Below are 13,478 nucleotides of genomic sequence, written 5' to 3' on the forward strand. Positions count from 1 at the left end.
CTGAAGAACCCCGCCGTCTACGAAAGCGAGGCGCACCCGCTGTCGATCGACCCGATCGCGGAACAGGTGGCGCGGCTGACGCTTCCCGACACGCGCCCGGTTTCGGGCTGAGCATCTCGGCCCCATGGGCCGACCTGCCCCCACCATCCCATGATCCGAAAAGAAAACGGGCCCCTGTCGGGGCCCGCTTCTTGTGTCGTCCGTCTGCCCTGCGTCAGTTGTTGGGCAGAAGCTCGGGCACGATGGTCACGATCTCGGGGAAGAGCCACAGGATCGCCAGACCCACCACCTGGATCAGCACGAAGGGCACAACGCCTCGGTAGATATGGCCTGTCGTGACACTCGCCGGGGCCACCCCCCTGAGATAGAACAGCGCGAAGCCGAATGGGGGTGTCAGGAACGAAGTCTGAAGGTTGACCGCGATCATGATCGTCACCCATTTCGGGTCGAAGGTGCCGCCGTAGATGACCGGCCCCACGATCGGGATCACGATGTAGATGATCTCCAGGAAGTCCAGAACGAAGCCCAGGATGAAGAGGATCACCATCACCAGCAGGAAGACGGTCCATTCCTCGTCGAAGCTGCGCAGGAAGGCCTGGATGTAATGTTCCCCACCAAAGGAGATCACCACCAGGTTCAGAAGCTGCGAACCGATGAGGATGGTAAAGACCATCGAGGTGACCTTCGCCGTTTCCCGCACGACGGGGCTCAGCACCCCGGTTCGCAGCAGGATCCAACAGCCGTAGAGCATGCCGAAGAAGGCGAAGTGATAGGCACCAAGCGCGATCAGGTAGGCGATCCAGTCCTCGAAGGCCACCGCCTCGCGGGTCATCCGCAGGTCGAAGTTCACCCCGAAGAGGATCATGATCACGATGGCCAGGCTCGCCCACAGGATCACCTTGCCCGACTGGTTGTTCTCGGCCAGCTTGCGGTAGGCCGCCAGCATGATGGCGCCACCCGCCCCCAGGGCCGCTGCCGGCGTGGGGTTGGTGATGCCGCCCAGGATCGAGCCGAGCACTGCCACGATCAGCACCAGCGGCGGGAACACCACGCGCAGAAGCTCGTTCGTGGCCAGCCGTTTCATCGCCGCGATCACACCGTAGATGGTGATGGCGAAGGGGATCGCGATCAGGATGAAGGTCCTGCCGGGGCTGGTTTCGGGCCCGATCATCGCGATGTCGACCACCAGGGCCAGCACGACCCCGGCCCCACCGATCATCAGCGGGCGCGGATCGGCCGAAGGCATGACCCCGCGCGCGGTGGTCAGGACCAGGCCGAGCAGCAGGAACATCACCGCGATACCGGTGCCGATGGGCGCGATATTGGCGATGGCTTCAGCGCGGGCTTCGGCCATTTCCTCGGGGCTGCGCTCATGCGACAGCTCGGTGCCACCCGCCGCGTCGATAGCCTGCTGCTGTGCAACGGCCTCGTCCCAGGCCTCCTGGCCATGCAGGTCGATCATGGCCGCCTGGCAGCTTTCCGACACGTTGGTGCGCAGTGACGCGGTCTCGCCCGCCTCCGAGTAGGTGGAGACGAAGATCGACTGGCTGCCCACAAGACCCGCCTGCCCCGCGATCACGATCGCAAGGATCATGGCCAGGGGCGCGCCGAGGAACCAGGTCAGGCCCTCGTTGCGGGTGATGACCTCGCCCGTGCCACGCTCGAACTGCACCGCGGGGGCCTTCGACGGGTTCAGCAGCGCGTAGCCGAAGGCATAGGCCCCGTAGAGGAACGCCAGGAAGATCCCCGGCAGCAGCGCCGCCTGGAAGAGCGTGCCGACCGACAGAACCGCCGGGCTGCCCAGGTAGGTCAGCGCGTCACGGCAGCCCGCCGCGATGGCGCGGGTTTCCTGGCCGATGGCATAGAGATCGCCCGCGAGCGTGCCCAGAAGCACGATCACGATCGAGGGCGGAATGATCTGCCCCAGGGTCCCCGAGGCCGCGATCACGCCGGTTGCCAGTTCCGGGCTGTAGTTGTTGCGCAGCATGGTTGGCAGGGCCAGAAGGCCCATGGTCACCACGGTTGCGCCCACGATCCCGGTGGAGGCGGCAAGGAAGGCGCCCACGATCACGATCGACACGGCCAGGCCGCCCGGCAACGGCCCGAAGACCCGCGCCATTGTGGTCAGCAGATCGTTTGCGATCTTGGAGCGTTCCAGCGTGATCCCCATCATCACGAACATGAGCACGGCCAGCAACGTCTCGATCGACTGGCCCGCGATCACCCGTTCGTTCATGCGGTTCACGATGAAGCCCAGGTTGCGGTCAAGCGCCTGTTCCCAGCCGCCCGGGAAGAGGTGTTCCTCTATCCGTGGAAGCTCCGGGTAGCGGAAGACCGAGATGGCCTCTCGTGCCACCCCTTCCGCGATCAGCGCCGCGTATTCTGCCGAGCCCGTGTCAATGGCGGCATGCACAAGCAGGCCTGCATTGTCGAGCGCGGCAATGATGCCAAAGGAGATCACGCCCGCGCCACCGATGGCAAACGCCACCGGGAAGCCCGTCATGATGCCCCCGAAAAGGCAGAGGAAGACCACGATCAGGCCAACCTCGACTCCGTCAAGTCCGAAAAGCATTGGTCCCTAGTCCCCTTAATGCGTGCCTTCGTAGGCTTCTTCGCCTTCGCCGAGCGTGTCCTTGTCCAGGAACTTGCCGACGCTGTCCTCGCCTTCAACCATCTCCAGGTAGGAGCGCCAGAAGAAGGCCATCGCCTGCAGGAAGACCAGCGCACAGTAGCTGACCAGCAGGATCTTGAAGAGGAAGTAGGCGTTGAAGCCATTGGGCGAGAAGCCGATGGTTTCCACGTTCCAGCGCAGCGCGCGGGCCTGCATCGTCAGACGATCCAGCGTCGCGCCAGCGTTGGGGTTGGGCGTGACCAGGTGGCGCCACAGGAAGAACCAGGCGTACATCCAGGTCAGCGTCACGGCCGGCATCATGAAGAAGACCGATCCGAACATGTCGATGATGCGCTTGGTGCGGTGGCTGACGGCGGAATAGACCAGGTCCACCCGCACATGTCCGCCCTGCACGAAGGTGTAGGTCACGCACAGCGCCACGATCATCGCGTTGTAAAGCTTGAGCTCTTCCGAGAACCAGCTGAGGTCCTGGGTGAAGCCGAGACCCATGGGCCCGATCGAGATTTCAGCCACGCGGAAGATGCGCTGAAGGAACACGATCATGATCTGTTGCAGAACCATGATCAGGCCCGCCCAGGCAAAGAAGCGCCCGATGCCGTTGGCGACGCCTTCCAGCGCCCGCACGCAGCCCCACAGGAAGTTGCGTTTCCAGATCCCGATGCCCGTGATCACGAGGAAGGTCGTGAAGACGACGAAGAAGAACTCGACGGATCCACCATAGTAGATGAACCGCGAGAGGGACTGCTTGATTTCAAGGACGCGATCGCCTTCGGCATGCGCCCAACCGCCGATCCAGGCCAGCCACGACCCGGGATGCGTGATCGCATACCCAAGGTTGTAGAAGGACATGGCTATATTCTCCAGGACCCAGAGAATGCCGTCGAACATTTGGAATGCTCCCCCGTTACCGGGCGCTGTCTGCGCGGGTTTGCGCGAAAGCGACCCCCTAGTATGGCACCGCCCCCCGGTTTTCGGTCGGGGGGCGGGCCGGTTTTACATGCTGCGTCGGCCCTTAGCCGAGCACGCGGTCACGCTGCGAGCGGTACACGCCTTCCGAGGCGGTCAGCCACGAAGACGAGGACGACATGGATTCCATCGCGGAGTTGCGGATGCGTGCGAACAGTTCGTCGCCCATGTTCTCGTCGAGCACTTCCTGGGCCGCGGCGCCGAAGGCATCCCAGACCGAGTCGGGGAATTCGCGGACCTGGACGCCACCGGCGACCAGCTGCTGCAGGGCAGCACCGTTGTTGGACAGGAACTGTGCCAGCGACCAGCTGTGGCATTCGCCAGCTGCGATCTCGATGATCTTCTGGTGTGCCGGCGAGAGGCTTTCGAACACGTCGCGGTTGGTTGCCAGCGACAGGCCCGCGCCCGGCTCGTGGAAGCCTGCAGTGTAGTAGATGTTGGTGATTTCCTGGAAACCGGCCGACTGGTCCGCCCAGGGGCCGATCCACTCGGTGCCGTCGATGGCGCCGGATGCCAGGGCCTGGTACACTTCGCCGCCGGGCAGGTTCTGCACGGATGCGCCGAGACGGCCCAGTGCCTGACCGCCGAGGCCGGGCATACGGAAACGCAGGCCCTGGAAGTCTTCCGGACCGTTGATCTCGTTGCGGAACCAACCGCCAGCCTGGGCACCGGTGTTGCCTGCCAGGAACGACTTGAGGCCGAAGATCTGGCCCAGTTCGTCATGCAGTTCTGCACCACCCATGTGGTTGTACCAGTTCATCAGTTCCTGCGCGGTCATGCCGAAGGGCACGGCCGTGTAGAACGCGTAGCCGGGGTGCTGGCTGACGAAGTAGTAGTCTGCACCGTGGTACATGTCGGCCTGACCGGAGGTCACGGCGTCGAACACTTCGAATGCACCCACCAGTTCGCCTGCGGCACGCAGGTCGATGGTCAGAGAGCCGTCCGACATCGCGGTGATGGTGTCTGCAACGCGCTGCGCGGCGTCATGCACACCTGCGAGGCCGCGGCCCCAGGTGGTGACCAGCGTCAGGGTGCGGTTGCCCTGGGCATATGCCGGTGCTGCGAGTGCGGTAGAAGCAGCGGCTGCACCGCCGACTGCGGACGTTCTCAGAAAAGAACGACGGTCCATATGGTATCCTCCCCATTTGGAACTCCGCGACCCCCCTCGGGCCGCGGTTGAGTGTTTTTAGTGAGGGCACGTTAGCGAAGCCTCACCGTGCAACAAACCCCATTTTGGGGCTTTTGGCCAGAAAATTGTAAAATTTTTTTACCAATATCGGCCGATAAGCTGTCGCACCCCCCGGATTGCCCTGTTTTGCAGCGCTTTTTTGGTCCCCTTCGCGCGATGGTTGCGTCTCTTTACGTAGCGGAAAGAGAATCTGGTGGCGCTACCAGCCGAAAATGCGCCGGATGCGACCCATGCGACTCGGCAACCGACACGCCGGGATCTGCGGCAGCAGGGCTCCTGTCCCCGCTGCTCGGTCCCCTGCCCCCGGGGGCATTTCCCAATCGCCCCAACCTCAGACAGAAAGTTGCGGAAAATCCGGTTTCTGCGACATTCTTTCGTCCGCGTGAGGTTGACGGGGTTTTTCTGGCGTGCATAAGCTTCGCGCACTCGCAAAGAAGGAGCCCGCGAATGCTTGGCATTCTCGTACTTGTAGGAACAGCGCGCATGGGTCGGTGACGGCAACCATATCGGAACCCCATGCGCCCCCGCCAGACCGGGGGCTTTTTTATGCGATCGTGACTGGATGTAACCAAGGAATGCCCAAGGACGGGCAGCTGCTGAAGGAGCAAGAGCAATGACCCAGATGACCGGCGCCAGGATGGTGGTCGAAGCCCTGAAGGAACAGGGTGTCGATACCGTATTCGGCTATCCCGGCGGTGCCGTGCTTCCGATCTATGACGAGATCTTCCAGCAGAACGAGATCCGCCACATCCTGGTGCGCCACGAACAGGGCGCGGTTCACGCCGCCGAGGGCTATGCCCGCTCGACCGGCAAGCCCGGCGTCGTGCTGGTCACCTCGGGCCCCGGCGCCACCAATGCCGTGACCGGCCTGACCGACGCGTTGATGGACTCGATCCCGATCGTTTGCCTGACGGGCCAGGTCCCGACCTTCATGATCGGCTCGGACGCGTTCCAGGAAGCCGACACCGTGGGCATCACCCGCCCCTGCACCAAGATGAACTGGCTGGTGAAGGACACCGACGCGCTGTCGGGCACCATTCACGAAGCCTTCCACATCGCCACGGCGGGCCGTCCGGGGCCGGTTCTGATCGACATTCCCAAGGACGTTCAGTTCGCGACCGGCGAATACCAGAACAAGCCCAAGGTCTCGAAATCGCATTACCAGCCGCGCGTGAAGGGCGACACCGACCTCATCACCGCGCTGGTCGAGGCGATGGAAACCGCCGAACGCCCGATCTTCTATACCGGCGGCGGCGTCATCAACTCGGGCAATGGCGCGAGCCAGCTGTTGCGCGAACTGGTCGAGGCCACCGGCTTCCCCATCACCTCGACGCTGATGGGCCTGGGCGCCTACCCAGCCTCGGGCGACAAATGGGTGGGTATGCTGGGGATGCACGGGCTTTACGAGGCCAACCTCGCGATGCATGGCTGCGACCTGATGATCAACATCGGCGCCCGCTTCGACGACCGCATCACCGGGCGCATCGCCGATTTCAGCCCCAACTCGAAGAAGGCGCATGTCGATATCGACCCGTCCTCCATCAACAAGGTGATCCACGCCGATTTCCCCATCGTGGGCGACGTGGGCCATGTGCTGGAAGACATGCTGCGCATCTGGAAGAGCCGTGGCCGCAAGACAAATAGCGCCGCGCTGAAACAGTGGTGGGCGCAGATCGATGACTGGAGAAAGGTCAACTGCCTCGACTTCAAGAACTCGGAAACCACGATCAAGCCGCAATACGCGTTGCAGCGCCTCGAAGAGCTGACCAAGAACCACGACCGCTACATCTGCACCGAGGTGGGCCAGCACCAGATGTGGGCGGCACAGTTCCTGGGCTTCAACGATCCGCACCGCTGGATGACCTCGGGTGGTCTGGGCACCATGGGCTACGGCACCCCGGCCTCGATTGGCGTGCAGATCGCGCATCCCGACGCGCTGGTCATCAACGTGGCGGGCGAGGCCAGCTGGCTGATGAACATGCAGGAAATGGGCACCGCGGTGCAGTATCGCCTGCCCGTGAAGCAGTTCATCCTCAACAACGAGCGTCTGGGCATGGTGCGCCAGTGGCAGGAATTGCTGCATGGCGAGCGCTACAGCCATTCGTGGTCCGAGGCGCTGCCCGATTTCGTGAAACTGGCCGAGGCCTTCGGTGCCAAGGGCATCCTCTGCACCGATCCCAAGGATCTCGATGACGCGATCATGGAGATGCTGAACTATGACGGTCCGGTGATCTTCGACTGCCTCGTCGAGAAGCACGAAAACTGTTTCCCGATGATCCCCTCGGGCAAGGCGCATAACGAGATGCTGCTTGGTGAAGCCGAAACCCAGGGCGTGATCCAGTCCGGCGGCGCGGTGCTGGTGTGACACGGGCAATGGGCGGGGCCATCGCGCGCCCCGCCGTTTCAAAGCATTAAGAGAAAGCGAAAGACACATGTCCCCGCTCAACATCGAACAAGGCTCTTCCAGCCACTCCGCCTACGATCTTCGCAGCCACATGTCGGACGAGATCGTGACCCATACCCTGGCCATCCTGGTCTCGAACGAACCGGGCGTGCTCGCGCGCGTCATCGGGCTCTTCTCGGGGCGCGGCTATAACATCGAAAGCCTGACCGTGGCCGAGGTGGACCACACCGGGCGGCGCTCGCGCATCACCATCGTGACCAGCGGCACCCCGCAGGTGATCCACCAGATCAAGATGCAGCTTGAACGCATGGTGCCCGTGCACGAGGTGGCCGACCTGACCGTCGAAGGCCCGCATGTCAGCCGCGAGCTGGCGCTGATCAAGGTCTTCGCCAAGGGCGACGCCCGCGTGGAAAGCCTGCGCATCGCGGAAATCTTCCGTGCCAACGTGGTCGACAGCACCCTGCAAAGCTTCATCTTCGAGATGACCGGCACGCCGGAAAAGATCGACGCCTTCGCCGACCTGATGCGCCCTCTTGGAGAGGTGCGCATGGCGCGAACGGGCGTCGCGGCCATGGCGCGCGGGCTCTGAGCCCCGCCCCCAACTGATGCCTTGAAGGGCGCCCCGCCGGGGCGCCCCTTTTCATGCGCGGCTCGACAGAACCCGACACCTGTGTCAATTTCCGTCATGAGCCTGTCGCAACCGGGCAAGACGCCCCTGCCCGCCTGCGCCATGCCTCTCGTCACCGAACGGGACCTAGCGGGGAGGATGACCATGCCCAAGGATCGTGATCTGAACGTATTGGACGCGGTGCGCGCACCGATCGAGTCCGCGCGCGGGCTGCCCAACAGCCATTATACCGACCCCGCCACCATCGCCGAGGAAAACGAGGCGGTGCTGCGCCGGACATGGGCGGGTCTTGCCGTGGGCGGCGACGTGCCCGAGCCCTCGGACTGCAAGCCGATCGAGTTTCTTGGCCAGCCTCTGCTGCTGGTGCGTGACAAGGACGGCACCCTGCGCGTCTTCGAGAACATCTGCCGCCACCGCGGCATGATCCTTGTCGAGGAGCCGCGCAAGATCGAGGGCGCGATCCGCTGCCCCTATCACAGCTGGTGCTATTCCAAGGACGGGCGGCTCGTCTCGACCCCGCATGTGGGCGGTCCCGGTCAGAACAGCCATCCCGGCGTGAACCGCTCGGAGCTTGGCCTTGTCGAAGTGCGCAGCCATGTCTGGCGCGACGTGGTCTTCGTCAACCTTTCGGGCGACGCCGCGCCCTTCGAAGAGGTCCACGCCACCGCGCTTGAGCGCTGGAAGGACGTGGAAAAGCCGCTCTTTCACGGCGGCGCGGACAGCACCTTCACGCTGGATGTGAAAACCAACTGGAAGCTCGCGGTCGAGAATTACTGCGAAAGCTACCACCTGCCCTGGGTCCATCCCGGCCTGAACAGTTATTCGCGGCTGGAGGATCACTACCATATCGAGGAAAAGGGCCAGTTCTCGGGCCAGGGAAGCTGGGTCTACCGCCAGATGAAGGGCGACAATGGCGAGGTCTTCCCCGATTTCGACGGGCTGCCCGAGTTCTGGGACACGGGCGCGGAATATATTGCGCTCTATCCCAACGTCCTGCTTGGCGCACAGCGCGACCATGCTTTTGCCATCGTGCTGGAACCCGTCAGCCACATGCAGACGCGCGAACACGTGCACCTGTATTACGCCACGCCCGAAACCTCGCCCGAGATGCGCGCGCGCAATGCAAAGCTCTGGAAAGAGGTCTTCGTCGAGGATGTCTTCGTCGTCGAAGGCATGCAGAAGGGCCGTTCGGCCCCCGGCTTCGACGGCGGCCGTTTCTCGCCCGCGATGGATGGCCCGACGCACCTCTTCCACGACTGGGTCGCAGGCAAGATCGAGGAAATGAGGGCCGCCCGCGATGCGGGATGATCTCGATGCGCGGTTGCTGGCAGCCCATGCCGCCGATGACCGTGCCGCGCTGATCGCGCTCTACAAGGAAGCCTCCGAGGCGGCGGACACACCCGTCGCCCGGAACTTCTACCTGACCCATGCCTACGTTTTCGCGCTGGAGGCCGGCGCGCCCGAGGCGGCGGATCTGCGGGCACGTCTGGTCGCCTACGGGGCGGAAACGGCAGAGTAGGCCCTAGTCAGCCCAAGGCGGCGCAACCGGCACGCCATCCACCCGCGCCTCGCCCGCCTCGTTGTCGAGCACCACGGGGCAGTCGAAAAGCTCCAGCGTGGGCCGCACGCCGAAGCGGCCCTCCATCCAGTCGGCCCACCCGTCGCGGAACCACGCAAGCGCCGCCTCGCGGCTGGCAAATTCGTAGATGCCGCCCCCGCCCGTCTCGCTGTTGAGGAAATACTTGCGCCTCAGCCCGGGCACATCGTGAAAGATCTTCGTCGCCTCAAGCGACTGTGCGCGCACGAGGTCATGGTCGCGCTTGGGGCCGGGCAGCGGGATGCGGACGAGGGCGATGATCATGCGCCAAGGATCGCGCGGACATAGTCCTGCGTCTCGGCATAGGGCGGCACGCCATCATGGGCTTCCACCGCTTCGGGGCCCGCGTTATAGGCTGCCAGCGCCAGTCGCCAGCTTCCGAAACGGCGGAATTGCTGCGCGAGGTAGCGCGCGCCGCCATCGAGGTTTTCGTTGGCGTCATGGGGGTCGACCCCAAGCCGCGCGGCGGTGTCCGGCATCAGCTGCGCCAGCCCGATCGCCCCGGCATGGCTGACCGCGTCCAGATCCCACCCGCTTTCCTGCTGCACCAGCCGCAGAAAAAGGTCCTCGGGGATGCCGTGGCGGCGGGCGGCGGCGCGGGCCACTTCGAGCCAGGGGCCGTTGTAACTGCCGGTGTAGCGGGGGATTTCCTCGATCCGGTCCGCGTCCGGGCGCAGACGGGTCGAAAACTCGTATTGTGTGGCCGCGCGGGTATCGAGCAGGTCCAGCTGGTCCTGAAGCCGCGCCAGACGGTCCGAGCCCGCAGCCTGCGCCAGGGCAGGCCCCGGAAGCGTCAGAACTGCCAGGAAACCGATCACCCAATAGCCCCGCATCCGCGTCATCCAAGCCTCATCTTCAGAACCCTCGGCAATATACGGAAAACACGGAGGATTTCCAGCAAGCCCCGAAAGAACCGGCAATCGCCCGCGCATTTGGCTTTCCTTAACCATGTTGCGATGTTCTAAGGTGCGTTCTGAATCGAATTACGGGGAGAGATCATGGCTGGGTCCGTCAACAAGGTCATTCTGGTGGGAAATCTGGGGCGCGACCCCGAAGTTCGGACGTTCCAGAATGGCGGCAAGGTCTGCAACCTGCGTATCGCGACCTCTGAAACCTGGAAAGATCGCAACACCGGCGAGCGCCGCGAAAAGACCGAGTGGCATTCCGTGGCGATCTTCCAGGAAGGCTTGGTGCGCGTGGCAGAGCAATATCTGCGCAAGGGTTCGAAAGTCTATATCGAGGGCCAGTTGCAGACCCGGAAATGGCAGGACCAGTCCGGCCAGGACCGCTATTCGACCGAGGTGGTTCTGCAAGGCTTTGGCGGCACGTTGGTGATGCTGGATGGCCGTGGTGAAGGCGGTGGCGGTGGCGGCGGCTACGGTGGCGGCGGCCAGGGTGGCGGCTACGGCGGTGGCGGCGGGGGCTTCCCCGACGATCGCGACGGCGGCTATGGCGGTGGCGGCGGAAACTTCGGCGGCGGTGGCGGCGGCGGTGGCCGCAACGACATGGACGACGAGATTCCCTTCTGAGGAAAACCTATTTCTAGGATCAAGCGGTGGCCGCCTTCGGGCGGCCGCTTTTTTTGTGCCCCGGGCTCGGGTTGCGGGCCGTGCGCCCTTGCCACTGACCGCCGCGCCTGTTTCAGTCGTCGGAGCCTCCGGCAGGCGGATCCGGACCCAGAAGACGGCAAATGGGAGAGTTTGACATGCATGTCCTTAACCCGCGCTTTGCGGCCACTTTCCCGCCTCCGGTGATGGAGGCGCGTCGCTGGATCGAGGGGGTGACCTTCCCCGCCGACCGTCCGCTGATCAATCTCAGCCAGGCCGCGCCTGTCGATCCGCCCCCCGAGGGGCTGCGCCAGGCCATGGCCGAGGCGCTGCTCACCCAGGCCGACAGCCACCTTTACGGCCCCGTTCTGGGCCGGGACGCGCTGCGCGCGGAACTGGCCGGACAATGGAGCAGCGGCTATGGCGGCGCGGTCCGCCCCGACCAGGTGGCGATCACCTCGGGCTGCAACCAGGCCTTCTGCGCGGTCATGGCCACGCTGGCGGGCGCAGGCGACGGGGTCATCCTGCCCACGCCCTACTACTTCAATCACAAGATGTGGCTGGACATGACCGGGGTCGAGGCGCAGCTTCTGGCCACTGGCGACAGCCTGATCCCCGACCCGGAAGCGGCAGAGGCGCTGATCACCGAGCGCACCCGGGCCATCGTGCTGATTTCGCCCAACAATCCCGGCGGCGTGGAATATCCGCCCGCGATCATGGCCGCCTTCCGTGACCTGTGCCGCAAGCGCCGGATCGCGCTGATCGTCGATGAAACCTATCGCGACTTCCACAGCCAGGAGGGCGCGCCGCACGATCTCTTCACCGATCCCGACTGGGACGACACGCTGATCCAGCTTTATTCCTTCTCCAAGTCCTACCGGCTGACCGGGCACCGGGTGGGCGCCATCGTGGCCAGCCCGGCGCGGCTTTTCGAAGTGGAAAAGTTCCTCGATACCGTCGCCATCTGCCCCAGCCAGGTGGGCCAGATCGGCGCGCTTTGGGGCATGCAGAACCTCGGCGACTGGCTCGCGGGCGAGCGGCAGGAAATCCTGTCGCGCCGCACCGCGATGGAGGCTGCCTTCCAGCGGTTGTCGGGGTGGGAGCTTCTGGGATGTGGCGCCTATTTCGCCTATGTGCGCCATCCCTTCGCCCTGCGCTCGGACGCGGTCGCCAAGGCGATGGTGACCGAAGCGGGGCTTCTGACCCTGCCCGGCACAATGTTCGGGCCGCTGAAGGACGAAGGCGGCGAGGGCCAGGCCGAAACCACGCTGCGCATCGCCTTTGCCAATGCCGATGCCGCCGGTTTGGCCGAAGTGGGGCACAGACTTTCCCAGCTTTCCCTCTGAGGCCCTTGCCCCCCTTGCGGCTTGCCCCTAAACCTGCGGTCCAGACGCTGAGCAAGGGAGACGGCCGGCATGGCACGACGCGGTGGAAGAAAACTGTCCGACTATTTCGTCTGGGCAATCCTCATCCTGCTTATGGTGGGTCTTGCCGGCTTCGGGATCGGCAATTTCGGCGGGTCGGCCACGCAGGTGGGCTCCGTTGGCAATGCTTCGATCTCGGCCAATGCCTATGCCCGTGCCATCCAGGCCGAGCTGCGCGCCCAGGCCGCCGAAGGGGGCCCCTTCCAGACGCTTGGTGATCTGCGCGCCGCGGGGCTCGACCGGGCCATCCTGGAAGGGCTGGTCGCACGGGCGGCCCTTACCCATGAAGCTGCCGAACTGGGCCTGTCCGTGGGCGACGAGGAAGTGGCCCGCCAGGTGCGCGCCACCTCGTCCTTCCAGGGCATCGACGGCAACTTCGACCGCGCGGGCTACGAGCTGGCGCTCGACCGGGCGGGCTACACCGTCGAGGAGTTCGAGGAAACCATCCGCGAGGACGTGTCCCGCTCGATCCTGCAAAGCGCCATTATCGGCGGGCTGACCATGCCCGACGCCTATGTGGAAACCATGGTGGCCTACCAGACCGAAACCCGCGACTTCACCCTGGCGCGCGTGACCGAGACCGACCTGACCGCTGGTCTCGCCGCCCCCACGGACGAGGAATTGCAGGAATATTACGACGAAAACGGTCTGCGTTTCGAGCGGCCCGAACTGCGTCGCATCAGCTATGCCTGGATCACCCCCGACATGATCATGGATCAGATGGAGGTGAGCGAAGAGGCGCTGCGCGAGCTTTACGACGAGCGCATCGAGGAATACGTGCAGCCCGAACGCCGCCTGCTGGAACGGCTGGTCTTCCCGACCCAGGAAGAAGCCGAAGCCGCACGCGCCGCCCTCGACGCGGGCGAAACCGATTACGACACGCTGGTCGAGGATCGCGGCCTGACCCTCGATGACGTGGACCTGGGCGAAGTCGGCCCCGACGACCTGTCCGATGCCGCCGCCGCCGCGATCTTCGCCGATACCGAAAGCGAGATCATCGGCCCGCTCGACAGCCGCTTCGGCCCGGCTCTGTTCCGCATCAACGCGGTTCTGGACGCGACCGAAGTGCCCTTCGAGGACGCCGCGCAGGA

General features: G+C 64.4%; 12 protein-coding genes. 7 read left to right on the forward strand and 5 right to left on the reverse strand.

Annotated features, from left to right (window positions below; all coding sequences use genetic code 11):
- Positions 1-214 precede the first annotated feature (214 nt).
- The 3 genes from ACEQXV_RS18825 to ACEQXV_RS18835 form a co-directional block, all read right to left on the reverse strand.
- Complete coding sequence (locus ACEQXV_RS18825; protein ID WP_370270456.1) at positions 215-2,572, reverse strand: TRAP transporter large permease subunit; 2,358 nt, start codon at positions 2,570-2,572, stop codon at positions 215-217.
- Between the two features lie 15 nt (positions 2,573-2,587).
- The gene (locus ACEQXV_RS18830; RefSeq protein ID WP_370254504.1) at positions 2,588-3,520 is read right to left on the reverse strand and encodes a TRAP transporter small permease subunit; all 933 of its coding nucleotides are present in this window, start codon (positions 3,518-3,520) and stop codon (positions 2,588-2,590) included.
- Positions 3,521-3,644: 124 nt separating this feature from the next.
- Positions 3,645-4,727 carry a TRAP transporter substrate-binding protein gene (locus ACEQXV_RS18835; RefSeq protein WP_370254503.1) on the reverse strand — a complete coding sequence of 361 codons (1,083 nt, stop codon included), beginning with the start codon at positions 4,725-4,727 and terminating at the stop codon, positions 3,645-3,647.
- A 682-nt stretch (positions 4,728-5,409) separates the two neighbouring features.
- Here ACEQXV_RS18835 and ACEQXV_RS18840 point away from each other — a divergent pair.
- The 4 genes from ACEQXV_RS18840 to ACEQXV_RS18855 all read left to right on the forward strand — a co-directional run bounded on the left by ACEQXV_RS18840 (position 5,410) and on the right by ACEQXV_RS18855 (position 9,338).
- Complete coding sequence (locus ACEQXV_RS18840; protein WP_370270461.1) at positions 5,410-7,152, forward strand: acetolactate synthase 3 large subunit; 1,743 nt, start codon at positions 5,410-5,412, stop codon at positions 7,150-7,152.
- Between the two features lie 67 nt (positions 7,153-7,219).
- The gene (ilvN, locus tag ACEQXV_RS18845) at positions 7,220-7,780 is read left to right on the forward strand and encodes an acetolactate synthase small subunit (protein WP_370254501.1); all 561 of its coding nucleotides are present in this window, start codon (positions 7,220-7,222) and stop codon (positions 7,778-7,780) included.
- Between the two features lie 183 nt (positions 7,781-7,963).
- Positions 7,964-9,127, forward strand: a complete 1,164-nt coding sequence (locus tag ACEQXV_RS18850) for an aromatic ring-hydroxylating dioxygenase subunit alpha (RefSeq protein WP_370254500.1) — start codon at positions 7,964-7,966, stop codon at positions 9,125-9,127.
- Complete coding sequence (locus tag ACEQXV_RS18855; protein ID WP_370251518.1) at positions 9,117-9,338, forward strand: hypothetical protein; 222 nt, start codon at positions 9,117-9,119, stop codon at positions 9,336-9,338. The genes ACEQXV_RS18850 and ACEQXV_RS18855 overlap by 11 nt, the downstream gene beginning before the upstream one ends.
- A 3-nt stretch (positions 9,339-9,341) precedes the next feature.
- On the opposite strand, the gene ACEQXV_RS18860 is transcribed toward ACEQXV_RS18855, so the two are convergent.
- Together ACEQXV_RS18860 and ACEQXV_RS18865 are read right to left on the reverse strand one after the other, a co-directional pair.
- Entirely contained in the window at positions 9,342-9,680 is a 339-nt protein-coding gene (locus tag ACEQXV_RS18860; protein ID WP_370251516.1) for a hypothetical protein, read from the reverse strand.
- On the reverse strand, positions 9,677-10,258 hold the full coding sequence (locus ACEQXV_RS18865; RefSeq protein WP_370251514.1) for a lytic transglycosylase domain-containing protein: 582 nt from the start codon (positions 10,256-10,258) through the stop codon (positions 9,677-9,679). The genes ACEQXV_RS18860 and ACEQXV_RS18865 overlap by 4 nt, the downstream gene beginning before the upstream one ends.
- A gap of 156 nt (positions 10,259-10,414) precedes the next feature.
- Here ACEQXV_RS18865 and ssb point away from each other — a divergent pair, with 156 nt between their 5' ends.
- The 3 genes from ssb to ACEQXV_RS18880 form a co-directional block, all read left to right on the forward strand.
- Positions 10,415-10,945 carry a single-stranded DNA-binding protein gene (gene ssb / locus ACEQXV_RS18870; RefSeq protein ID WP_370270457.1) on the forward strand — a complete coding sequence of 177 codons (531 nt, stop codon included), beginning with the start codon at positions 10,415-10,417 and terminating at the stop codon, positions 10,943-10,945.
- 176 nt (positions 10,946-11,121) lie between these two features.
- Entirely contained in the window at positions 11,122-12,309 is a 1,188-nt protein-coding gene (locus ACEQXV_RS18875; protein ID WP_372526205.1) for an aminotransferase, read from the forward strand.
- Positions 12,310-12,378: 69 nt separating this feature from the next.
- Positions 12,379-13,478 (forward strand): peptidylprolyl isomerase (locus ACEQXV_RS18880; protein ID WP_370270459.1); only part of this gene is annotated, 1,100 nt, incomplete at its 3' end.

This window comes from Nioella sp. (assembly GCF_964229645.1).
In the GTDB taxonomy this organism is placed as follows: Bacteria; Pseudomonadota; Alphaproteobacteria; order Rhodobacterales; family Rhodobacteraceae; genus Nioella.

Excerpts from the sequence above, each read along its gene's own strand:
- ACEQXV_RS18825 (WP_370270456.1), bottom strand. The coding sequence starts at position 2,572 with ATGCTTTTCGGACTTGACGGAGTCGAGGTTGGCCTGATCGTGGTCTTC.
- ACEQXV_RS18830 (WP_370254504.1), bottom strand. The coding sequence starts at position 3,520 with ATGTTCGACGGCATTCTCTGGGTCCTGGAGAATATAGCCATGTCCTTC.
- ACEQXV_RS18835 (WP_370254503.1), bottom strand. The coding sequence starts at position 4,727 with ATGGACCGTCGTTCTTTTCTGAGAACGTCCGCAGTCGGCGGTGCAGCC.
- ACEQXV_RS18840 (WP_370270461.1), top strand. The coding sequence starts at position 5,410 with ATGACCGGCGCCAGGATGGTGGTCGAAGCCCTGAAGGAACAGGGTGTC.
- ilvN (WP_370254501.1), top strand. The coding sequence starts at position 7,220 with ATGTCCCCGCTCAACATCGAACAAGGCTCTTCCAGCCACTCCGCCTAC.
- ACEQXV_RS18850 (WP_370254500.1), top strand. The coding sequence starts at position 7,964 with ATGCCCAAGGATCGTGATCTGAACGTATTGGACGCGGTGCGCGCACCG.
- ACEQXV_RS18855 (WP_370251518.1), top strand. The coding sequence starts at position 9,117 with ATGCGGGATGATCTCGATGCGCGGTTGCTGGCAGCCCATGCCGCCGAT.
- ACEQXV_RS18860 (WP_370251516.1), bottom strand. The coding sequence starts at position 9,680 with ATGATCATCGCCCTCGTCCGCATCCCGCTGCCCGGCCCCAAGCGCGAC.
- ACEQXV_RS18865 (WP_370251514.1), bottom strand. The coding sequence starts at position 10,258 with ATGACGCGGATGCGGGGCTATTGGGTGATCGGTTTCCTGGCAGTTCTG.
- ssb (WP_370270457.1), top strand. The coding sequence starts at position 10,415 with ATGGCTGGGTCCGTCAACAAGGTCATTCTGGTGGGAAATCTGGGGCGC.
- ACEQXV_RS18875 (WP_372526205.1), top strand. The coding sequence starts at position 11,122 with ATGCATGTCCTTAACCCGCGCTTTGCGGCCACTTTCCCGCCTCCGGTG.